Source organism: Rhodanobacter koreensis (genome assembly GCF_054782855.1).
The window spans coordinates 21,731-41,901 of the sequence record NZ_BAAGRR010000012.1 but is presented as its reverse complement, the minus strand read 5'-3'; the positions used below and the strand labels follow the sequence as shown (position 1 = coordinate 41,901).

Annotated in this window: 21 protein-coding genes; 4 read left to right on the top strand and 17 right to left on the bottom strand. The window is 61.3% G+C overall.

Annotation, left to right across the window (positions count from 1 at the left end; translation table 11 throughout):
* Positions 1 to 21: 21 nt before the first annotated feature.
* The 3 genes from ACYVKM_RS13825 to ACYVKM_RS13815 form a co-directional block, all read right to left on the bottom strand.
* Positions 22 to 606, bottom strand: a complete 585-nt coding sequence (locus ACYVKM_RS13825) for a GNAT family N-acetyltransferase (protein ID WP_460878195.1) — start codon at positions 604 to 606, stop codon at positions 22 to 24.
* Complete coding sequence (locus ACYVKM_RS13820) at positions 575 to 1,180, bottom strand: DinB family protein (RefSeq protein WP_460878194.1); 606 nt, start codon at positions 1,178 to 1,180, stop codon at positions 575 to 577. Before ACYVKM_RS13820 ends, ACYVKM_RS13825 begins: the two co-directional genes overlap by 32 nt.
* A 170-nt stretch (positions 1,181 to 1,350) precedes the next feature.
* A complete protein-coding gene (locus ACYVKM_RS13815) occupies positions 1,351 to 2,229 on the bottom strand; it encodes an NmrA/HSCARG family protein (protein WP_460878193.1) in 879 nt (292 codons plus the stop codon).
* A gap of 112 nt (positions 2,230 to 2,341) precedes the next feature.
* Here ACYVKM_RS13815 and ACYVKM_RS13810 point away from each other — a divergent pair, with 112 nt between their 5' ends.
* Positions 2,342 to 3,244 (top strand): LysR family transcriptional regulator, encoded by a 903-nt coding sequence (locus ACYVKM_RS13810; RefSeq protein ID WP_460878192.1) that lies wholly within the window; start codon positions 2,342 to 2,344, stop codon positions 3,242 to 3,244.
* A 116-nt stretch (positions 3,245 to 3,360) separates the two neighbouring features.
* Here ACYVKM_RS13810 and ACYVKM_RS13805 read toward each other — a convergent pair whose 3' ends face one another.
* The 4 genes from ACYVKM_RS13805 to ACYVKM_RS13790 all read right to left on the bottom strand — a co-directional run bounded on the left by ACYVKM_RS13805 (position 3,361) and on the right by ACYVKM_RS13790 (position 6,519).
* Positions 3,361 to 4,305 carry a M14 family metallopeptidase gene (locus ACYVKM_RS13805; RefSeq protein WP_460878191.1) on the bottom strand — a complete coding sequence of 315 codons (945 nt, stop codon included), beginning with the start codon at positions 4,303 to 4,305 and terminating at the stop codon, positions 3,361 to 3,363.
* Between the two features lie 177 nt (positions 4,306 to 4,482).
* Complete coding sequence (locus ACYVKM_RS13800) at positions 4,483 to 5,085, bottom strand: transglycosylase SLT domain-containing protein (protein ID WP_460878190.1); 603 nt, start codon at positions 5,083 to 5,085, stop codon at positions 4,483 to 4,485.
* Between the two features lie 106 nt (positions 5,086 to 5,191).
* Entirely contained in the window at positions 5,192 to 5,788 is a 597-nt protein-coding gene (locus ACYVKM_RS13795; protein WP_460878189.1) for an OmpH/Skp family outer membrane protein, read from the bottom strand.
* A 215-nt stretch (positions 5,789 to 6,003) separates the two neighbouring features.
* Complete coding sequence (locus tag ACYVKM_RS13790) at positions 6,004 to 6,519, bottom strand: DUF3016 domain-containing protein (protein ID WP_460878188.1); 516 nt, start codon at positions 6,517 to 6,519, stop codon at positions 6,004 to 6,006.
* A 194-nt stretch (positions 6,520 to 6,713) separates the two neighbouring features.
* Between ACYVKM_RS13790 and ACYVKM_RS13785 the strand changes: the two genes are divergently transcribed.
* Positions 6,714 to 7,499, top strand: coding sequence for a DoxX family protein (locus ACYVKM_RS13785; protein ID WP_460878187.1), 786 nt, complete (start codon positions 6,714 to 6,716; stop codon positions 7,497 to 7,499).
* Between the two features lie 878 nt (positions 7,500 to 8,377).
* Positions 8,378 to 9,853: an RICIN domain-containing protein gene (locus tag ACYVKM_RS13780; RefSeq protein WP_460878186.1), complete on the top strand. Its 1,476-nt coding sequence runs from the start codon at positions 8,378 to 8,380 to the stop codon at positions 9,851 to 9,853.
* Between the two features lie 270 nt (positions 9,854 to 10,123).
* On the opposite strand, the gene ACYVKM_RS13775 is transcribed toward ACYVKM_RS13780, so the two are convergent.
* Positions 10,124 to 12,334 (bottom strand): hypothetical protein, encoded by a 2,211-nt coding sequence (locus ACYVKM_RS13775; protein ID WP_460878185.1) that lies wholly within the window; start codon positions 12,332 to 12,334, stop codon positions 10,124 to 10,126.
* A gap of 324 nt (positions 12,335 to 12,658) precedes the next feature.
* Between ACYVKM_RS13775 and ACYVKM_RS13770 the strand changes: the two genes are divergently transcribed.
* Entirely contained in the window at positions 12,659 to 13,561 is a 903-nt protein-coding gene (locus tag ACYVKM_RS13770; protein WP_460878184.1) for an SDR family oxidoreductase, read from the top strand.
* Positions 13,562 to 13,620: 59 nt separating this feature from the next.
* On the opposite strand, the gene ACYVKM_RS13765 is transcribed toward ACYVKM_RS13770, so the two are convergent.
* From ACYVKM_RS13765 to ACYVKM_RS13725, 9 genes are all read right to left on the bottom strand, one after another.
* Entirely contained in the window at positions 13,621 to 14,673 is a 1,053-nt protein-coding gene (locus ACYVKM_RS13765; RefSeq protein WP_460878183.1) for a tetratricopeptide repeat protein, read from the bottom strand.
* A gap of 132 nt (positions 14,674 to 14,805) precedes the next feature.
* On the bottom strand, positions 14,806 to 15,192 hold the full coding sequence (locus tag ACYVKM_RS13760) for an IS3 family transposase (RefSeq protein ID WP_460878182.1): 387 nt from the start codon (positions 15,190 to 15,192) through the stop codon (positions 14,806 to 14,808).
* 409 nt (positions 15,193 to 15,601) lie between these two features.
* The gene (locus ACYVKM_RS13755; RefSeq protein ID WP_460878181.1) at positions 15,602 to 16,303 is read right to left on the bottom strand and encodes a sigma-70 family RNA polymerase sigma factor; all 702 of its coding nucleotides are present in this window, start codon (positions 16,301 to 16,303) and stop codon (positions 15,602 to 15,604) included.
* Positions 16,304 to 16,321: 18 nt separating this feature from the next.
* Positions 16,322 to 17,062 carry a flagellar type III secretion system pore protein FliP gene (fliP, locus tag ACYVKM_RS13750; RefSeq protein ID WP_460878180.1) on the bottom strand — a complete coding sequence of 247 codons (741 nt, stop codon included), beginning with the start codon at positions 17,060 to 17,062 and terminating at the stop codon, positions 16,322 to 16,324.
* 2 nt (positions 17,063 to 17,064) lie between these two features.
* The gene (locus tag ACYVKM_RS13745; protein WP_460878179.1) at positions 17,065 to 17,481 is read right to left on the bottom strand and encodes a hypothetical protein; all 417 of its coding nucleotides are present in this window, start codon (positions 17,479 to 17,481) and stop codon (positions 17,065 to 17,067) included.
* Positions 17,478 to 17,783, bottom strand: a complete 306-nt coding sequence (locus ACYVKM_RS13740; RefSeq protein WP_460878178.1) for a FliM/FliN family flagellar motor switch protein — start codon at positions 17,781 to 17,783, stop codon at positions 17,478 to 17,480. Before ACYVKM_RS13740 ends, ACYVKM_RS13745 begins: the two co-directional genes overlap by 4 nt.
* Entirely contained in the window at positions 17,780 to 18,562 is a 783-nt protein-coding gene (locus tag ACYVKM_RS13735; protein ID WP_460878177.1) for a FliM/FliN family flagellar motor switch protein, read from the bottom strand. Before ACYVKM_RS13735 ends, ACYVKM_RS13740 begins: the two co-directional genes overlap by 4 nt.
* 4 nt (positions 18,563 to 18,566) lie before the next feature.
* Entirely contained in the window at positions 18,567 to 19,733 is a 1,167-nt protein-coding gene (gene flgF / locus ACYVKM_RS13730; protein WP_460878176.1) for a flagellar basal-body rod protein FlgF, read from the bottom strand.
* 10 nt (positions 19,734 to 19,743) lie between these two features.
* Positions 19,744 to 20,163 (bottom strand): flagellar hook assembly protein FlgD, encoded by a 420-nt coding sequence (locus ACYVKM_RS13725; RefSeq protein WP_460878175.1) that lies wholly within the window; start codon positions 20,161 to 20,163, stop codon positions 19,744 to 19,746.
* Positions 20,164 to 20,171 lie beyond the last annotated feature (8 nt).

Below are 20,171 nucleotides of genomic sequence, written 5' to 3'. Positions count from 1 at the left end.
GTCGGCAACCGATGCCCATGCTCAGACCGCACGACCGACCGGATCCATGCGAAGCACATAGTGCTCCTCGTCGTGGAACGTGCCCCGCACTTGCAGCGCAGCAGGTTCCACGCCAAAGCACTCGAAGCCCACCGATCGATACAACGCCCTTGCTGCCGTGTTGGTGGCATTGACGCCAAGCGTAACCTGACGAATACCCGGGACGGATTGCGCATGAACCAGGGCCGCCCCCAGCAGCGCACGACCGAATCCGCGGCGGCGAAATTCCGGGGCCACATACATGCCGGCCAGTTCCATCCGATGACGCAATTTTTCCCGCAGCGGGTGGATGACAGCCAGGAACCCGGCCAGCTCATCATGCTCGAAGACGCCAAGCGTGCAGATCGAGCCATCGGCCGCAGCGGCGATACGGGCAGCCACTTCATCCATGGAGCGATCCGCCTCATCCTCGGGACTGGCACTGAATGCGGCCGGATTCTCCCGCAGCGCGCGCAACCGGAGACTCTGGTAGGCCCTGGCGTCGGCACGGTCGAGCAGTCTGATTTTCATCGCAGTACCCCCCGGCGATCTGATTTCAGCTTGGACACACACCGGGGAAAGGCGCACGCCGCCATGCGCCACCCCGAACAGCGTGGTCGACCCAAGGTGCGCATTCCGGAATCAGCACGGACAGGTCGGTGACGCCGACATCGATGCCGAGCTGGCTGAACAAGGTGGTGACCTGCCCGCGGTGATGGGTCTGGTGATTGAACACGTGGCGCAGTACCAGCCCACATGGCTTGGTGTGCAACTCGCCAGCACTGTTCGTGTAACTCAGCGGCCGGACATATAGCGCGTCGGTGGCTTCATGCGCGAACGTGATGATCGCCGCGTCCATCGCCTCACGGTCGGCTCGCAGCCGAACGAAATCGGGAAACGTGATGCCGCGAACCAGCCCAGGCAGCGGCACGCCCCGCACGTCATCCAGCGAGGCCGCTTCGGGAAACGCCACCGCGAAGCGCTTCATCCAGTGCGTATCGGCGGCCAGGATATGCGCCAGCGTAGCCAGGATCGAGCCGAAGAACGCGCCCCGGTCCGCGTGCAGCTCCGCCTCGTCCAGCTCCGCGGCCGCCTCGTAGAGCCGCGTGTTCATCCACTGGTTGTAGCGAGCCATCAGTTCGAAATCGGACTTGAGCGACATGGGGTTCCTGGGGCAGCGAAACCCGGCAAGGATAACGCTCCTCTTCAATACTCTCCGAAAGTGCACCCTGAACCGACCCGGTAGGATTCGAAGCATTCATTACCGGAGAGGAGACGGAAGACATGGATGACGTCGACGATGCCTCCCGTCCCTTGACGCGCGATGACTGGCTAGATCGCCTGCCAGTTCTTCGCCAGTTCCCCGGCAAAGTCGCGATAACGACGCGGCGGATGACCGAGCAGGCCCGTGAGGATGTCGACCGCGTGCGATTTGCCCAGCATGCCGTCGACGTGAAAGCGCGCCAGCATCAGACGCAGATCGTAAGCCGACCACGACGGCATGACACCCGCCATGAAGCCTTCGTACGCGTCGAGATCATTGCCGCCATGGGTGATCGGCTTGCCGAGTACAGCGGACCAGATCGTCGCCAGCGCATCGCCGGTCAGTACGTCTGGCCCGGTGATCTCGATCACCTCACGCGGCAGCGGCGCCGACGCATGGGCGCGGCGCAGCAGCGAGGCCACCGCGATCTCCGCGATATCGCGCACATCGACCATCGACACGCCGACATTGCCGATGGGCATGCCGTAGCGGCCCTGCTTCATCAAGCCGTCCCTGAGCATGGCATCGTTCTGCATGAAATAGGACGGCCGCAGCACGGTCACCGGCAGGTCGAGCTGCTCGATCATCCGCTCCACCGTGTACTTGCCGGTGAAATGCGGCACGTCGGTGTAGGCATCGCTGTTGAGCACCGACAGATAGACAATGCGTTCGATGCCGGCCTCGCACGCCAGGCTCAGGGTGCTGATGGCCTGGGTCACTTCATCGGCAACCACGGCATTGAGCAGGAACAGCGTATCGACATCTTTCAACGCCGCTCGCATCGAGGGGATGTCGGTCATGTCGCCTTTTACGGCAGTGACGCCTTCGGGAAACGAAACCTTGTCCGGGTCACGTGTCAACGCGTGAACGCTGGCGCCTTGTGCAACCAGTCCGCGGACGACCAGGCGGCCGATCGTGCCGGTGCTGCCAGTAACGAGAATGTTCATGGGTGTCTCCTTCAGTGATGGGATTGCGTGGTGGACAGCCCCATCCTGATGTTTCATAAAAGCCACCGATAGACGCATAATCTGGACATCGTGTCTCATCGATGGAACATCCATGGATCTGCTCGCCCTGGCCGACTTCAACGACGTGGCACGACATGGCGGCGTCGGCCGCGCCGCACGGATCACCGGCCGACCCAAGGCCACGCTTTCGCGCCGGGTGCGCCAGCTCGAAGACGCACTCGGCGTGCGCCTGTTCGAGCGTGGCGGCCACGCGTTGCACCTCACCGAGGAAGGACGCGAGCTGCAGGAACAGACGCAGTCGCTGCTGGAGCACATCGATGAAGTCGGCGAAGTGCTGCGGCAAGGCATCAGCACGCCACGCGGCAGGTTGCGCATCAGCGCGCCGGTACTGTTCGGCCAGCGCGGCCTGGGCCGGATCGCCGCCGACTACGCCCTGGCCTATCCCGACGTGCAGCTGGAAGTGATCACCGAGGACCGTTTCGTCGATCCGGTGAATGACGACTTCGATCTGATCATCCGGGCCAATCCCGATCCCTCGACCGATCTTGCCGGGCGCTGCTTCCTGCGCGACGTGCTGGTCGTGGTGGCGGCGCCTTCCCTGCCCCGCCCGGTCAGGCAACGGGATGTCGCCGTGCCCGTCATCACCCTGCCCCGCACGCCGGCCGATTCGCCCTGGCAGCTCAGCCGCACACGCAGCGTGCTGACCATCGCCACCCATACCGTGCTGCGCCTGTCATCGATGGCGATGATCCACGATGCGGTGATCACGGGCGTCGGCGCCGCGGCGATGCCACGCTCGCTGGTGCAGGCCGATATCGACGCCGGCCGACTGATCGACTGGGGCACGCTCGCCGACCGCCGCATCGAAGTATGGGCGCTATATCCCTCGCATCGGCATGTGAGCGCCCGCGTGACTGCCTTCGTGAAGCTGCTGGTGGATCGTTTTGAAAACGCCTCACCCGCAGCCTTCGCCCGGCTCGCAGGCACGAGGTGACATGGCGCCAGCGCAGCCGCCGGGAAAACGGGATAGCGATGGCTATCTCGGATGAACTGCCTCGCTCTCCGTTGTCGCGCTGTGACTTCTCGGAAAAATGCACTCCAACTGCTGCTTCAATCCTGCCCGACTGGGGCCCGTGCATCGTGTGCCAATGCGAACTCGATCGCCGCACACACCGCCGCCGCCTGCGCGGCGTTGCACTGCTCGGCGGTAGCGCGGGGACTGTCGGGGTAGACCTCGGTGGTGGTCTTGTAGCGCGCATTGGTGATGCCGGCGCACAGACCGAGTTGCCTGAGCGGGTACTCGATGACGCCTGGCGCGACCACGGGCGAACCGATGATCTCGCCGTGGCTGTCGGCAGCGGCGATGTGGGTGACTTTAGCCACTGCCGCGATCACCGCCTGCTGGAATGCGGGCTGCGGATGTTCACTGTCGTCGACCAGATAGAAGCCGTCGGGAATCTCGCCCGGCTCGTACGGCTTGCCGTCGCGCGCGGCCAGCGCCGGACGAAATTCGGACTCGTCGCTATCGGTGGTTTCATGCAGATCGATATGCACCAGCACGCGATCGCGCAGGGGTGCGACCAGTCGCATTAGCGACGCCGACTCCTGCGCCGGGCTGTCTTTGCGGAACGAGCGGTTCGGGTCGATCGCACCCACGTTCCAGCGGTGAATCCGTTCGTAAGCCCAGGGGCTGACACAGGGCACCACAACAAGGTTGGCCCGGCCCGCATAACTCGACGCATGCTGGTCGACAAATCGCAACGCGCCATGCACACCACTGGTTTCATAGCCATGCACGCCACCCGTCACCAACACGGTGGGAAGCTCATCACGCCAGTCGCGACTCCTGATCGCGAACAGCGGGTAGCTGTCGGGGGCGTAATCCAGACGGCCATACTCCACTACGTCGAAGCGCGCCCGCAAACGCTCGATCGCGCTCAGCACATCGGCCTCGTAGCTGCGCTGGCGGGTCTGTCGTGACAGCCAGGCGGCGACTTCCGTCGGCCCCCACGGAGTGCCAGGCGTGCCGATCGGATAGGGGGCGTGGGTTGTCATCATATCGCTCGCTTTTCAAGACAGGGGGGAGGCGAGGCAATGTAGCACCAGCCTCAAACACTGCCTGCAATCAGGGGCCTGCTTTGCGGGGGAGCATCCATTTCTCAAGCGCACCGGGTCACCCGCTGGCAACCATCGCGCAAGGAAAGTGCGCTCCGGCCCCCGTTTTCCCGGACGCTATTTGCACCGCTTGAGCTGCTCGCCGTATTCCCGGGCCAGGTAGGCGACGGTGGCGGCAGTCTGCAGAAGATGACTGTCGTGCCGCCAGTGGCCGTCGCGGTAGCCACCGATGCCTTCGTGGTAGGCGATATACAGATGCTCCGGATCCCACTTGGAAATGCCGAGTTCGCGATGGATGCGGTCGGTGTACCAGCCCAGAAAATCGAGCGCATCGTCCATGTCGGTGCGACGCTTGAACCAGCCGCCGGTCGCTTTCAGGTAGTCGCGCCAGATCGGGTCCTGCGCCTGCGCGTAGCCATAGGCGCTGGACTTGCGCGGCAACGGAATGAACAGAAACCTGGGCCGGTCGGGGCGCACCTTCCGGCGGAACCCGGATTCACGCCGCACGAACGCCATCAGCACGTTGACCGGCGTTCCCCAGCGCTGCTGGGCGGCATGGGCATCGCGATACCACGACGGGTACTGCTCGAAGACCTGGCAGATGTCCTGGCTGTCGCGGGGCGGAGCGGTGGTGGCGCACCCGCCCAGCGCCAGCAGGCAAACAGCGAGAAGAACCACGCCGAGGCGGTGTGGCGGCGTGGCGTTCCGTGCTCTGTTCATGCCCGCAAGGTAGCAGCCGATGGAGCAAGTGCAGAAGTTGACGCCGACTTGGCGGAATAGTGCACGCTGCCCCCTGCTTTTGATTGCGCCGACCCTTGAACGTCGATTATTTCCCGTTGCCGCTTGGCGCGTTGCCGCTCGGCAGCGGTTCCAGGTTGAGGGTGATGGTGGTGATCTTGCGATCCAGCCCCTGGACGACGTCGCTGGTCAGGTCGTTGGTCATGTTGCCGGCGAGCACCGAGTCACGGTTGAGCAAAAGCCCGCAATGATGGCTTTCATAGCTGCCGGCGACGATCGGTTCCGCCACCTGGCCGATGCGCTGCATGGCCTTGGCGCGGGTGAGCTGGATACGTTGATTCAGATTGTCGGCCTGGGTCTGCAACGTCTCCATGCGTTGCTGCAGGGCCGCCCCCTGTTCCTTGCGCTGCGCCTCGCTCAAGGACTGTTGCTTTTGCTGGAAGCTCTGGACGTCCGCGTCGAGCGGCTTGCGCTCGCTGGCCAGCTGGCTGCGCGCCTGCTCGGCCAGCTGGCCGAGCTGCTGGCTCGCAGCCTGACCGACCTTCGCCTGTGCAAACACTGCCTCACGCGAAAGCAGGCACACGCCAGGTATGGGGTTGCCCTGGAGATTGTCGGCGGCGGCGCGCGCGGACGATACCGGGACGGCGGAAAGGCCGGTAACGGCGATCAGGGAGGCTACGAGCAAGGGGCGATGCGTATTCATAATGGGCGGTCCCGTGTGTTGGAGGTCGCGTGTCCATCGGCTCGGCGAGGATCACGTGGTTCCCAAGCATACCCAATCGATGCGTCTCGCCTGTCCGGCGGTCGACACCATTCCGTTCCCGACGACAGCTCCGGGGGTTGGCCGGCCGAATCCGTGCGCCCTGCCCCGGGTTTTTCATCTTTCGCCCGAGGTGATCCTCAGAGCTTTTCGGCTCCCTTGCGCAACCAGAGGTCTATCAGGGATTTCTCGTAGCGCAGCGGATCCTGATCGTTGGCAAAGTTGTGGTTGAGGAAGGCCGGGTCACGCAGCTTGCGGCTGCCCTTGTTCAGCACCTTGCCGTCGGCGCCGTACAGGGTGAAGTCCAGATCGATGCGCGGTGGATAGATGTCCTTGATGATGCGCACGTCGTTGAAACGTGGCCCACGCCAAGGCTCGTATTCGCCGGCACGGGCCACATCGGTCACCTCGATGTCCAGCCGCTGGCCCGGCGCCAGCACGCGCGAGGCACGCTCGGCGATGTAGGCCTTGAGCGGTTTCAGATAAGCGTCGGCGTCGATCAGGTGCACCCCCACATCGCGCGTCGTCTCGGTGAAGTGCTGGGAATCCCTGTAGTGGACGTCGACGTTGTCCGGCGGCGGCGCCGCCCTCGCAGTGACGGAAGCGAGAGCCAGGCAGGCGACGCACAAGAGGCAGGACAGCGGGGAAGCTTTCATGGCGGATCTCCCGGATCGGAACAGGGCGGCAGCCGGAACGGGCACAGATCGCGACAGCAGATCGGCGTGAATCAGTATACGCCGGCTCGCCGAAGACACCGTTCGGGGAAATACGCTCGGAGCTGGCTCGGCTTTTCGGGCGTACGCTACGGCACCTGTACCCGATGAACTGGAAACCACCGGAGGCTGGGGCGATGCGCATCGCAAGCGTGGGTCATGCGGTCTTTGCGGCGATCATGATCGCGCTCGGCATCCTGGGCCTGATCCAGGGTGATTTCGCCCCGATATGGCAGCCATCGCCCAAGGGCTTGCCCGCACGCGAGGTACTGGTCTATCTGTGTGCCTTGATCTCCCTGGCGTCCGGCATGGGCCTGCTCTGGCGGCGCACGGCCACCCTTGCCGCCCGCGTGCTGCTCGCCTATCTCCTGCTTTGGTTGCTGCTGTTCAGAGTGCCTGCCATCTTCCTCGCGCCCACGGCGCAGGATGCCTGGTCGGGCTGCGGCGAAACTGCGGTATATGTGGCGGGCGCCTGGGTGCTGTATGCCTGGTTCGCCGCTGACCGGGACAGGCAGCACCTCGGTTTCGCCACCGGCGACAACGGGCTGCGCATCGCGAGGGCACTCTACGGCCTGGCCTTGATCCCCTTCGGCCTGGCCCATTTCCGCTATGCCAGAGAGACCGCCACGTTGGTGCCTGGCTGGCTGCCATGGCATATGGCCTGGGCGTATTTCTTCGGTTATGCCTACATCGCGGCGGGCGTGGTGATACTCATCGGCGTGACTGCACGGCTGGCCGCCGCACTCTCGGCGTTGCAGATGGGCATGTTCACGCTGCTGGTATGGGTACCCATCGTGGCGGCAGGCTCCAGAGACGCCTTCCAGTGGAGCGAGACCGTCATATCTTTTGCGCTGACGGCCGGCGCCTGGGTGGTAACGGATTCCTATCGCGACATGCCCTGGCTCGCCGTGAACAAGCGCTAGCACCCGTACCGCGACAGGCTGGGCCATGACCCGCCCGTCCACGCGATAACGCCGTATCGACCGCCGATCCCGGGCTCGGAGTTCAAACAACCAGGCGGTCAAGTGCGCTCCTGTTGGCCACGACGGCGAAATGGCGAGCGGTGGCTTCAACTTCGAAGTGCAACGGTTGCAGGTCTCGGAGAAGACATCATCGATGAGTTCGAAAGCCGGACTGTTTTCCCGGGCCGGCAGTTGAACTTGTCCTCGCTCGGCTGAAGTTCGTCGTCGTGTCACGTAAACGCAATACACGCCGGCCGGTCACATGGCACAGGCATCCCCCTCGATTGCGTCACACTTTGATGTATCCAAGTCCTGCCAAAGCGGGTCAAGGGGGCTCGATAGCGCTTTACTAGGACGGAGCGTTAGTCCGGTTCGGACATCGCCCCCACGTTCGCCCGATGTATGCGCGCCTCTTTCGTATTCGATGCGCCATGAGCGGCGATACCAGGCCCGATCGCGCGGCATGACGCCTCTCCATCCGATCAGGCTCGCCCCTGCCGCTTTTGTGGCAGGTCAACACGAGCTTGCAGCATGCAAGCCGAGGCGTCCCAAATTCGATCCAGTAACGAGAAGTCATCGCCATGAAAGCATGTCGCCTAACAAGGTCTCTTCCCTGCGTATTACTTGTTGCCGCTTCCATCAGCGCCGTCGGCAACGCCCACGCATTCGCTGCAAGTTCTGCCGGGTATCAAGACACGGCAGCGACACACGAGATGGTGAACACCCCCCGCCAGGCTCAGCCTGTCGCGCTGAGTAACACGGGGCAGTTTCGTTCCCGTTTCGCTACGGCAGCAACCAGCGGCGTGATTCCCCGTTACGACCACGTCGTGGTTGTCGTCATGGAAAACGCCAGCAGGAGCAGCATCGTCGGCAATACCACCGACGCGCCGTACATCAATTCGCTCATTTCCAGCGGCGCGAACTTCACCCAGGCCTACGCGGTGACGCATCCGAGCCAGCCGAATTACCTGGCCCTGTTTTCCGGATCCACGCAAGGCATCACCGACGACAGCTGCCCGCACACCTTCGATACGGACAATCTTGGCCATCAGCTGATTGCCGCCGGCTACACTTTTGCCGGCTACTCGGAGACCCTGCCGTCAACCGGATACACCGGCTGCACGTATGGAACGTCCGGGTATGCCCGCAAGCACAGCCCGTGGGTGAACTTCAGCGACCTTGCACCGTCGACGAACCTGGCCTACACCGCGTTCCCGAGCGACTTCACCCAATTACCGACACTGTCGTTCGTGACTCCGAACCTGTGCGACGACATGCACGACTGCTCCATATCGACCGGCGACAGCTGGTTGAGCTCCCACATCGACAGCTACGTCACCTGGGCCAAAACCCACAACAGCCTGCTGATCCTGACCTGGGACGAGGACGACGACACCGCCCTGGCCAACCAGATCATCACGCTGTTCGTCGGCGCGAACATCAAGACGGGTGCCTATGCGGAGCAGATCAATCATTACAGCGTGCTGCGGACACTGGAAGACATGTACGGCCTGACCGCACTCGGCAATGCCTCCGCAGCCACGCCGATCACCGACGTCTGGAGTTCGAGCCAGCTCGACTTCGGCATGACCACGTCCCCGACATCGCTCGGCGTGAGTCAGGGGGCCCAAGCCACCGAAACGGTCACCGTCTCCAGCCTCAATGGTTTCAATGCGTTCGTGAACCTGTCCATCTCCGGACTCCCGAGCGGCGTGACCGCGACGTTCTCGCCTGCCTCGCTGATGCCCCCGGGCAATGGAAGCGCCACGTCCACGCTGACGCTGTCCGCAGGGCCCTCGGCCACGATCGGCAGCGCGACGATTACCGTGACCGGCGTCGCCGGCTCGCTCACGCACAACAGTCCGATCAACCTCACCGTCAACGCGCCTGCCGGCGTGACGTACTGGATGAAGAGCGTCAACTCGGGCCTCGTCATGGACGATCCGCAGAGTTCGACCACCAGCAATACGCAGCTGATCCAGTTTCCGCAAACCGGCCACGACAACCAGAAATGGATGCTTGCGCAGAATGCCGATGGCTCGTGGACCATCGAGAACGTGCACAGCGGGCTGTGCCTGGCCGTCGACAATGCCTCGACATCCCCCCGCGCGGCCGCCGTCCAGGCAACCTGCACGGGCGGATCCGAGCAGCATTGGCAGCTCACGCCACAAGGTAGCGGTTACGAACTGGTCGACCAGCACAGCGGCCAGTGCCTCGATGTGACCGAGTCTTCAACCGCGGAGCGCACACCGCTCATCCAGTATCCCTGCCACGGCGGCCCCAATCAGCAGTGGACGCTGTCGCAGGCGAACTGACGGCAAGAGCACACAGAGTGCAGCCGGTCCGTTGGACGGCTGCACATGGGGGGAGATGCATGACGGCATCTTCTCCAACGGCAGTAGCAGCGCAACGCGAGCGTTCATCACTGCCGCCTGGATCGGTACGGCATGATTCCTGGCGTGTTCCACTGCGAAGTGCGCACGGTTGAAGGAGTCATCGAGGACTTGCCGCGGTGTGCACCGGCCTGGTGTATTCACTCCCCATCTTCCCGGTTCATGGGACCGGACTCCCAAGTCTGCCGCTACTCACTCCGTGGACGTCGCGGGAACTCCCTGGGCTTTCAGCTCAAGCGTCGCCACAGCAGCAGAGTGGCCCGGAGGCCTGAGCGTCACCTTGAAAAGACCCGTCCGCGGATCGCGTTCCGTCGACACGATGGCCGCACCCTCTGCGTGCGCAGCGATACCTGACCTTGCATAGCCGGCCACGGTGATATCGCCGTCCTTTGCCGCGAATGCCAGTTTCAGCCTGGCACCACGGGTATCGTCTTCGTAGGAAACAACACGCTTGCGTCCCATGGTGACGAACTTTCCGAGATCACCGAAAACGGCGATGCCCGATGCGGACAGCGGCGCGACGATGCGATACGCGAACGCATCGGGGCCAGTCAGTTTTCCTGTGATGGCCCTCCCGGCATCCGTGATCACGACGGCTTCGGATACAGGGTCGAATACCGCCACGGTTCCGCTGAAGCCCAGATCCCTTGGCGTCAGGGAAAAGTCCGCCGTGGCGTTCCGGGGATCATCGGCGAATGCCAGCATGTAAGCGGTGGCATGGCCGCCGTGCCGGGTGAACGTAGCGGCGATGATGGGCTCGCCGGTCTTTTGCGCCTGGGTCAGGTAACTGACGCCAAGCGGCATGAGGGGTTCATCCGGTTTCACGATCTGGCCGTCGGCACGTGCTGCCCTGAAGATGTTGGTGCGATCGAGCTGCTCGAACGCGTCGCCGACGCCGACCGGTCCGCCTGAAAGAGTGGCGAATAGCATCGCTGCCGTGTCGCCCGATGGCATCACGTCCGTTGCCGGCCATGCGCCCAGCTCATGGATCAAGCGCGCATTGAACACCAGCTGCGTCCATTTCTCACGCGTCAGGCCGTCGCCGGCGGCTCGAATGGTCGTCAGGTTCGGATATTTCACGCCCTGCAGCATGTGCAGCGGATAGGCCATGCAGTACTGCATGGTGATCCCGTGCGCAGCCATCGCGGACGCCATGCCGTCCATGAACATCTCGCCCTTGCCGGGTACGGCACGCAGTTCCGGCGAGAATCGGTAGGTCGCATCGAGCCAGTCCTGCAGATAAACGGCAATGCCACTCGCGGCGGCGTAGTTCGCAAGCTCGTTCCAGTAGCCACGATCGACCGCCGCCACGCCGGAGATCTCGTAACGCTTGCGATATGGGCTGTCCTTGTCGATGAAGCGATTGTGCGCGAGGAAAGGCAGCTTCACGCGCTCATGGAACGCAGCCATGCCCTTCGGAAACACGCCCGGCTGCGCCTTCCATTCGACAAGGCCGCCGTAGCGATTCCAGTCCTCGTCAGGCAATGCCGGATTCTTGATCCGGCCGACCCGCTCCTCCGGATTCCAGGAGCTCTTGGCGTACCACCAGCTATCGAGCTGCAGGTAACCAAACGGAAAGCCGGCCTCGTGGCTGCGCTTGAGGAATCGCACCAGCGACTCTTCGTAATTCAGGCCCTCGGCATATTCGTAGTTGTAGTAGTAATGGCCGCCCGCGTTGTCGGTAAGCACACCGATATCGCGCAGGATCGGGTCGGCATCGGCAGCCGCGGGAGCGCGATGGTAGAGCCCGCGCAACGCAGCTCCCCAGGTGTCATAGGCAGACGCTATGTCTGGCGACGCGGCCACGAGTGCCGTCGAGGTGAAGCCGGCGGGAAGCTTTCCCACTTCGGCATTCAATCCGACTGCAACGCGCGTCCTGGCGTCACCGAGCATGCTCGCAAGGAAGAAATCCGAAGCTGGCGAGATGATGAGTGTGTGACCGGTCGCGGTGAAGAGCACCCATGGTGTCGACACGTCCTGCGCAGCATCGAAAACCGGCGGCGCAAAATTCAATTGCCGATGTGAAAGCGAATGCAGCCCGGCGGGTACGGCCATGAAGTCCGGAAACGCCGGTGGCGGCGTCACCGGGGCCGCGCCCGCGACTCGCCATGAGAACAACAGGGCATTCGACTGGCCGGGTGCCGGGGCCACGGTCGCCTCGACCCCGTCGACAAGTGGAAAGTGCAGTCCCCCGGCCGATTTCGTCACGCGCGACCCGCCGCGAGGCAAACGACCACCGAAATGCAGCTCGCCGTCGTCGAGCGTGTAGGCACCGGTGGCATCGTCGATCGAGAACACCAGCGATCCATTCACGATCTCATGGCGCATGCCGAAACTGGTCCGCGGCAGCAGAAGAGACATGAGCAGCAATGACGTGGCCGCGAACAGCAGGCGATTTTTCATGATCAGGATATCCAGACGGTTATCCCCCACTTCAGCTGACACCAACAGTGGAGCCAGGCAGCAAGCGCCAGTTTCTGCGTGGGGGTGATGGCACCGAGCCATGTTCGGGTGCTCGCGATTGCCTGTCCATAGCCGGCGGGTAGCCATGTCCCGTGCTTGTTCGATGGAAACGAACAGGGTTCGCGCAAGCCATGCGTACTGCAGGCCACCCCCGGGCGGATCACGCATGGCGATCCTGTTAGTTTCCATACCCCTATAACGCCACTACTTTGCAAGCATGGGCGCCTGGGTCATGGTGGTGCATCCACATCACAGGAGACTCCCATGCGCATTTTCCTCACCGGAGCAACCGGCTTCATCGGCTCCAGGGTAGTGCCGGAATTGCTCGCCGCGGGTCATCAGGTGCTTGGCATGACACGTTCGGATGCCGGCGCCCGGGCGCTCGCCGCTGCTGGTGCCGACGTGCATCGCGGACAGCTTGAAGACCTCGACAGCCTGCGCAGCGGCGCAGCGCAGGCCGACGCAGTGATCCACACCGCGTTCGATCACAACTTCGCCAACTTCATCGCGAACTGCGAAAAGGACCGCCAGGCGATCAGGGCCCTGGGCTCGGCCCTGATCGGTTCGAACCGCCCGCTGCTGATCACGTCCGGCACCGGCATGGGCAACGCCGGCCATGGCCAGCCTGCGATCGAGACCGTCTTCAATCTCGATCACCCGAACCCGCGGTCCGCATCGGAACGGGCAGGCGCCGAGATGTCGGCCGCAGGCGTCAACGTATCCGTCGTACGGCTGCCGCAGGTGCATGACACGGTCAAGCAGGGGCTCGTCAGCCCGTTGATCGAAGTGACGCGCGCGAAAGGCGTCTCCGCCTATATCGGCAACGGGCTCAACCGCTGGCCGGCTGCGCACGTGCTCGACGTCGCCCGGCTGTATCGGCTGGCCCTGGAAAGGAACGAGCCGGGTGCGCGCTATCACGCGGTCGCCGAGGAAGGTATCTCGGCCCGCGACATCGCCAAGGCCATCGGCGCCGGCCTGAACGTGCCGGTGAAGTCGATCGCTCCGGAAGAAGCGGCCGATCACTACGGATGGCTAGCCGCATTCGCCGACATGGATCTTCCGGCGTCGAGCGCGTGGACGCGACAGGTGCTCGACTGGCATCCGACGGGGCCGGGGCTGATCGCGGACCTCGAGCGGATGGATTATTCCGGTGCCGACACGGTGTAGGGATTCTTGAGCGCACCTGGGAAATTGTCCCTGACACCTTTTCGTTTACAACGTTTTCGCTAGTCTCTGCCTCCGGCGTTGTTGCGACCGAGCGCGGCGGCACGCTCCGTCGCTTGCCGTGCGTGGCGCTCATCGCCCAGTTGCTGATAAGCGTGGGCCAGTCCGAAGTAGAAACGCGAGTCGCCGTCATAAAGGCGGATGGCCCGCTGGTAGTGCTTCACTGCAGCCGCGTAATCACCCTGCTTCTCTTCGTCCTCGGCCTGCAGGAACTGGAAGTAGGGGTTTTTCACCTGGATCTTCTCGATACGCCGCTCGTAGATGACGCGGTGCGCCTCGTCGCCGTTGTTCCGGTACAGCGTCACCAGGTTGACCAGCGCACTCGCGTTTTCCGGGTCGAGTGTCAGCGCCTTCAGGTAATCGCGTTCGGCCGCTCGCGGATCGCCCTGGCTCAGATACAACACGCCGGCATTGGCCCAGGCGCCGGCATAGCGCGGGGCCAGTTGCAACGCCATGGCCATGTACGGAGTGGCCGCCGCGGGCGAGGCACTGGCAAGCAGCTCGGCGGCGCGGTTGTTGTAGTAGAGCGCCAGCAGACGCTGGTCGGAAATCGGCTTGGGTGCATCGCGCGCCATCACCAGGTCCCGCACCACATCCATCGTGAAGTGCGAGCGACCTATGGTGATTCCCGCGTTGGCGTGGTTGAAGCCGTAGATGATGTCGTCGTCCACGCTCCAGGCCACGATGTCGTCAAGCTCCTGCCCATAGGCCCGCAAGCCGGACTCGCGTGCCAGCGCCACGGTCAGCAGGGTGAAGGTCAGGCAGTTGGCCTTGCGTGTACGGTAGGCCTGTTCCACGGTCAACGTGGTGCCGGGTGAATACTCCATGCCCAGGCCCGGCTTCTGGAACAGGAAGGCCGTCAATCGTTCCAGTCGCGACCTTCCGGAACCGCCCGCATCGATGACCTGCTGCTGCAGTTGCGTACGCAACTCCGGTGGCACCGCCATGACCTGCTCCGGGCGCGGCATCGGCGACACGGCCGGCGTGACCGGCGTGACCGATGCAGGCACGGCAACCGACCATGCCAGGATCGCCGCGTACGCCCAGATCACCATGCCGAAACCCTCCACGCCGTGCGGCGGGAACGTTTACCAAGGCCAGTTTAGTCCTTTCGCAGGTGCCGGGTCAGCCCGGTCAAACCGCGGGGACGGGGGTCAGGTTGGACTATCCCCGATTTCTCAGACGGATTAATTAGTCACTCGGTCCATGCTCTCAAACACGTCGGGCGAGCGATAGTCCAAGCTACTGTGTAGCCGCTGGCGGTTGTAGAAGCTCTCGATGTAGTCGAAGACCTGGCTCCTGGCAGTACCGCGATCGACGAACCGCTCGTGGTACGTCAGCTCCTGTTTAAGCGAGGCGAAGAAGCTCTCCATCACGGCGTGCTGATAGGCCTTGCTGGTGTACTGCGGGCCCTGATCGCTGTGGTGTATGACCTCTTTGGGTGGATGTCGGCGTGCGAGCACCCTCGTCAACGCATCGCTGGCGAATATCTGGTCGGGACGTTCACTCATGGTCCAGCCGAACAAGACGCGTACCGTGTGGTTTCGCCCCCTGGCGATCCAGGCGTAGTTCACGGCAGCTCCCGCGCAAAGTACGCTGCGGCTTTTTTAAGATCTCATTCTCTTCCTTCAGGCGGGCTAGTTCCCGCTTGAGCGTGGTTAGTTCGTCGCTACTGGCCTTCGGTCGGCCACTGCCACGGAATACCTGATCGCCTTTCGTCTCGGCGTGTCACGCACCGCGCTGATGGTGTAGTGGTAATGCCAATGGGTCTTCTCTGCCGCCGCAGTGACCCTCTGCATCACGTCGACGAACGTTCCCTCCGGCTCGTACCTAGGTTTCAGCTTGATTCCGTTCACTTCGAGGAAGGGCCTGTTTGCACGCTCCGAAGCCACCTGATCAGGATGCCTCCGACATCACCATATCGGCGCTTTATCTATGAAATTACTCGACGCTTGCGGCATTTCTCGTTCTCTCTCGTAAAGATCAGCAATCCATAGTTATGCGATTTCTGAGACGCATCCTTAGATGATCGAGTGCGCGTTTATGCAGCTGTGAAATTCGCCCCTTGGTAACACCTAGTTGCGCAGAGATTTCGACAAAAGGCACATGGTGGTAGTAGTGCATCACCAAGATCATCTGTTCACGCTCGGGAAGGCGTTCTATGGCTTCCGCCATCGCCGTACTTAGCTCTTCCCTTTCCAGTTCGGAATACGCATCGGACCCTTGTGCATGGGAAGGCACCGAGCTCGCCTCCAACAAGAAGCCCAGACCCAATCCGACCGTTGTACTGACGAAGGCTTCCAGAGGGTCCGTGGTGCTCTCGTCGTCGAATATTTCCATTCGATCGAGTGCGGCAGCCATCTGATCGTAGCTCCTTGTGCCTTGTGCCAGGCTTTCACGCAAAGTTCGCACACCGTTGAACACGGCACCGCGCACGCGGTGGCGTGCGTACGATTGAAAGCTCACTCCTCGGGCTGGATCAAAGCGGTCCATCGCTTCGAGCAATCCGATCAATGCGTTCTGCACACAGTCATGCCACGCGTCCCTGAGTGCGTAGACGCGCACATACACATCACGGGCAACCAGCCGAGTCCAGGGCGAATATTTGACGATCAGTGCATCGCGCGCGGCCACGTCCTTCGACGTACACCATCGTTCCCATAGCGCGAACTCATCGGCTTCCAAGGCGTTTCGTCTATCAGCTCACGTGTGATAACTGCTTAGCAACGCCTGGGCCAACAACCCCCATCCATTGATAAGAAGAAACAGGAGGATCTTCAAAGGTAAGCTGATCGTGGTTGGCGGCAACATGATCATCCCAAGCGCCATAAGAATGGCTGCCACAACGAGATCAATAAGAAGAAACGGCAGAAAAATCACGAAGCCAATCTGAAATGCAGTACGCAGTTCGCTCAGCATGAATGCCGGAATCAACTGTAGCGCGCCTATATCGTCCACTGACTTGGGCGGAGCCATTTTGGCCATGTGAATGACCGCAAGCAGATCCTCCTCACGCGTCTGCTTGACCATGAATAATTTGAATGGTGCAAATCCGCGAGAGACTGCCGTCTCCATCGGTATCTCATGTCGCAGGTAGGGGTCTATGCCCGTTTGCTTGGCCGCCTGAAACACCGGGTTCATTGCAAACAGCGTAAGAAACATCGCCAACGTCAGCAACACGCTGTTTGGGGGTGTCTGCTGCAATCCGATCGCACTGCGTACCAGCGACAGGACCACGATGATGCGCGTAAATGACGTCAACGCAATCACCATCAGTGGAATGAATGCCAACAGCGACAGCAGCAGGAAAGAACGCAAAATCGGGGAATAGTCTTCGGCCGAAGCACGTGAGACCGCATCCTGAATCGGATCGCTACACCAGCCGATGGCGGGCAACGCCAAACCCGCCAATATCAAAGCGGTGAATATAAAACGCTTGCTCACCCTCATGATTCTTCGCCTGATTTGATTGCGGAAGAACCCAACTGGGTAACGGCTACAGTAACGCCACGCGTACTCTCGACGAGAAGGTACTCGCGTCCGCGGTACAGCACGACATGTGCGGTCGTCGCCATACTCACGCGTCGCGTCGCACAGACTTCAATACCTTCAACGGGCTCAGCTCGCTTGGTCGAAATCATTCCACTGGGCCAGCGCCCGTTCCAACCTCGGCGACGTGCATAGACAAGGACCGCAATCAGAAGCATGAGCACCAGCACCGTGATCGATACGCTGAATGCGATGCTGCCAGCCGAAACCGGCATCTCAGTGCGAAAAGGAATGGCAGCTTGCGCAGCACCTGCCATGCCGGTATCCGGTGCAGCGATCCATACGATCGCGCTTGAAACGTACGCGTTCTTCACAGGATTTCGGAGATTTTCAGGCCAAAGTGATCACCCGCTGCCACAAGATGACCGCGCGCAATCGGTTTCCCGTCTAGTTGCAATGTCACAGGTGCATCAAGTCCTGTGTCCAGCTCTATGGAATCTCCCTTGCCGAGCGAAAACAGCTTTTCGACGCTCAACTCTGCGCCCCCTATCAGCACATCCAGGCGGACATTGACGTGGCCGAGCAACGCCAGATTACGTTTAATGAGCGGATCGGTCGCGATCGGCTCGTAATCGACTTCTTCCAATTCAATCGGTGCAACGACGACTTCGTTCATGACGCGTTTCTATCCTCTGGGTTGACGCCGTCAAGCACGACGGCACGTTGCAGGCCCGATCGCCTCAGGTAACCTGTGGCGATCGAGCCACGACCTTCTACGTAAATTTCGAGAGCATCATCCAGTCCTCGGTCGCCGACCACGACTTCCCCCACGCGAAGATCGGATAGATGGGTAAGACTGACTGCACCGAAATCCAGGACTGCTTGAATCTTTAATGGCGCACGACCCAGTGCTTCGTGGCGCGACACAAGATTCGCTCCATGTACTGTCGCCCGCGGGGGCACCAGTCGATCCACGAGCTGACGATCAAGGGCAAGCCCCAGCTTTAAAGAGCCCAAGGCGATCACTGCGGTAAAGGCCCCCAGTCGTGCATGCTCCAAGCTTGTGGTTGCATGCAGCCTGGACAACCTGACTGGCTTGCTAATCCCTGCACGCTTGTGAAGGCGCGCAATCAAGTCTTCCAGCGCATCTTGACCAATGTGCTGCGACCACTCCGCGTCTTCGTCGCCCACTGCTCCGGCTAAATGGCGCCCTATGGCGTTCATCTCCTTGCCACCGAGATAGAACGCCACCAAACCCAATTCACTATTCGATATCCAGGGCAAGGCCTCTCTAGGGCCAGCATCATGCGAACCACTCTTCGACTGCACATCAACCTCTGCAGAAGCATGATGAATCCACCATTCACGCGACCAATCTGCAACTTCTGCAGCTATCAGTGAACGCAATGTGGTGCGACGGGTTTCGCCGATCCAACCGAAACGGATTTCACTCATTGGATTAGCTACCCCGAGTGGCATCGTAGAGTTGTTGAAGCATGTCGCTGGACACCGTCATGACACGCGAGCTGGCCTGATAGCCACGCTGGATGACAATCATGTCCGCCAGCTCCTGAGTCAGATCCACGTTAGACATTTCAAGGCTGCTACCTTCGATCTGCCCGAATATCGTGGTGTTGGGACGACCGATCTGTGCGTTCTGATTCTGCGGCGGCATATACAGATTGCCCTGAATCATTTGCAGTGAGTTCTCATCCTGAAACGAGGCCAAAGCCAGCTGCGGGCCAGCCTTCGTCTCGCCATCGGTATAAGTGAATTGAAGGGTACCGGTTGCATCGAAGGACTCGGATGAAACACCCACGACGGCGTGCCCATCAGCCACCTTTGCAGCGAGGCTCCCAGCCGTTCCCGAAAAACTTGTCGCCCCACTCAAACCATTGGGCGTGCCGAAGTTGAACGTGATCGTTTGCGATGCGGCGCCGAGTGTGGCCGTCATCGCTACAGTGTTATTACCGGTTTCCGGAGTACCGTCCGTGTTGAAGATGACGTTACCGCTGCCTACGGTGGCGCCTGTGCTGTCCGTGATGGTGACGCCCCAGCTACCAGGTGTTGTGGCCTCGTTGTTGGTCAGCGCCATGCTCAAGGTGTGAGCATTTCCTTGAGCATCATAAACAGTGATGCTGCTGACACTCTCGGTAGGATCGGAAGGCGACATATTGCCGGTCATGTTGACCGTGGTGGTCGCCTGAGCCGGAAGCGTCTGGTAGTTGGTGATATTGATGTCGCCGAACGTTCCCGATGGGTCGTAACCCTGCACGAAATACCCATTGACGGAGTCGACCAGTTTTCCTGATGCATTGAGCTCGAATTGACCCGATCGTGTGTAGTAAGTATTGCCCTGGGAATCCTTGAGTATGAACAAGCCATTGCCCTGAATGGCTACATCCGTACTGGTGCTGGTCTGTTCGATCTGACCCTCACTGGTATTTTCCGCCGTACCTGAAATCTTCGTGCCGTCATCATCCATGATGTTCTCGAAGAACGAATCGCTGCCCCGAAAACCGGGTGTATTCATGTTGCTGATGTTGTTGCTGATCGTATCCAGACTCTGCGAGAAGCTGAAAAGGCCCGATACGCTGTTGTACAACGCCTGCATGATGCCTGGCATGATTTTCCCCTTACGGCGTCACAAGCTGGATTTGCGAGAGATTTACGTTCGTCAGCACATTGTTGGTGGAGGTAGTCACGGTCAGTTGCACGCCGTTGGTGCTGTACTGGATCCCAGTGACCTTGCCCGTCGTCGTCGTATTGTCTGCATTGGTTACTTGGACACTGTGCGATAGCAGACCCAGGGACTGATCGGACGAATCGAGCGTCAACAGATTGTTGATCCCCGATACTTCCTCGCTCTGCTGTTCGATACCTACGAATTGGGCTAGTTGCGTGAGGAACTGGCTGTTGTCCAGTGGCTGCATCGGATCCTGATACTGCAACTCACTCACGAAGAGCTGAATGAAATCCTGCTCGTTGATTCCCGCGTTCGGCGTTGCCGACGGGTCGGTAGTACTCAGTGTGCTGCCAATGGCTTCGACCGACATGACATTCC

Coding starts and splice junctions, on each gene's coding strand:
- flgF (WP_460878176.1), bottom strand. CDS start 19,733: ATGCCAGGCATCATGCAGGCGTTGTACAACAGCGTATCGGGCCTTTTC.
- ACYVKM_RS13790 (WP_460878188.1), bottom strand. CDS start 6,519: ATGAAAGCTTCCCCGCTGTCCTGCCTCTTGTGCGTCGCCTGCCTGGCT.
- ACYVKM_RS13770 (WP_460878184.1), top strand. CDS start 12,659: ATGCGCATTTTCCTCACCGGAGCAACCGGCTTCATCGGCTCCAGGGTA.
- ACYVKM_RS13725 (WP_460878175.1), bottom strand. CDS start 20,163: ATGTCGGTCGAAGCCATTGGCAGCACACTGAGTACTACCGACCCGTCG.
- ACYVKM_RS13805 (WP_460878191.1), bottom strand. CDS start 4,305: ATGACAACCCACGCCCCCTATCCGATCGGCACGCCTGGCACTCCGTGG.
- ACYVKM_RS13765 (WP_460878183.1), bottom strand. CDS start 14,673: ATGGTGATCTGGGCGTACGCGGCGATCCTGGCATGGTCGGTTGCCGTG.
- ACYVKM_RS13780 (WP_460878186.1), top strand. CDS start 8,378: ATGGAAAACGCCAGCAGGAGCAGCATCGTCGGCAATACCACCGACGCG.
- ACYVKM_RS13785 (WP_460878187.1), top strand. CDS start 6,714: ATGCGCATCGCAAGCGTGGGTCATGCGGTCTTTGCGGCGATCATGATC.
- ACYVKM_RS13800 (WP_460878190.1), bottom strand. CDS start 5,085: ATGAACAGAGCACGGAACGCCACGCCGCCACACCGCCTCGGCGTGGTT.
- ACYVKM_RS13735 (WP_460878177.1), bottom strand. CDS start 18,562: ATGAGTGAAATCCGTTTCGGTTGGATCGGCGAAACCCGTCGCACCACA.
- ACYVKM_RS13815 (WP_460878193.1), bottom strand. CDS start 2,229: ATGAACATTCTCGTTACTGGCAGCACCGGCACGATCGGCCGCCTGGTC.
- ACYVKM_RS13775 (WP_460878185.1), bottom strand. CDS start 12,334: ATGAAAAATCGCCTGCTGTTCGCGGCCACGTCATTGCTGCTCATGTCT.
- ACYVKM_RS13820 (WP_460878194.1), bottom strand. CDS start 1,180: ATGTCGCTCAAGTCCGATTTCGAACTGATGGCTCGCTACAACCAGTGG.
- ACYVKM_RS13810 (WP_460878192.1), top strand. CDS start 2,342: ATGGATCTGCTCGCCCTGGCCGACTTCAACGACGTGGCACGACATGGC.
- ACYVKM_RS13740 (WP_460878178.1), bottom strand. CDS start 17,783: ATGAACGAAGTCGTCGTTGCACCGATTGAATTGGAAGAAGTCGATTAC.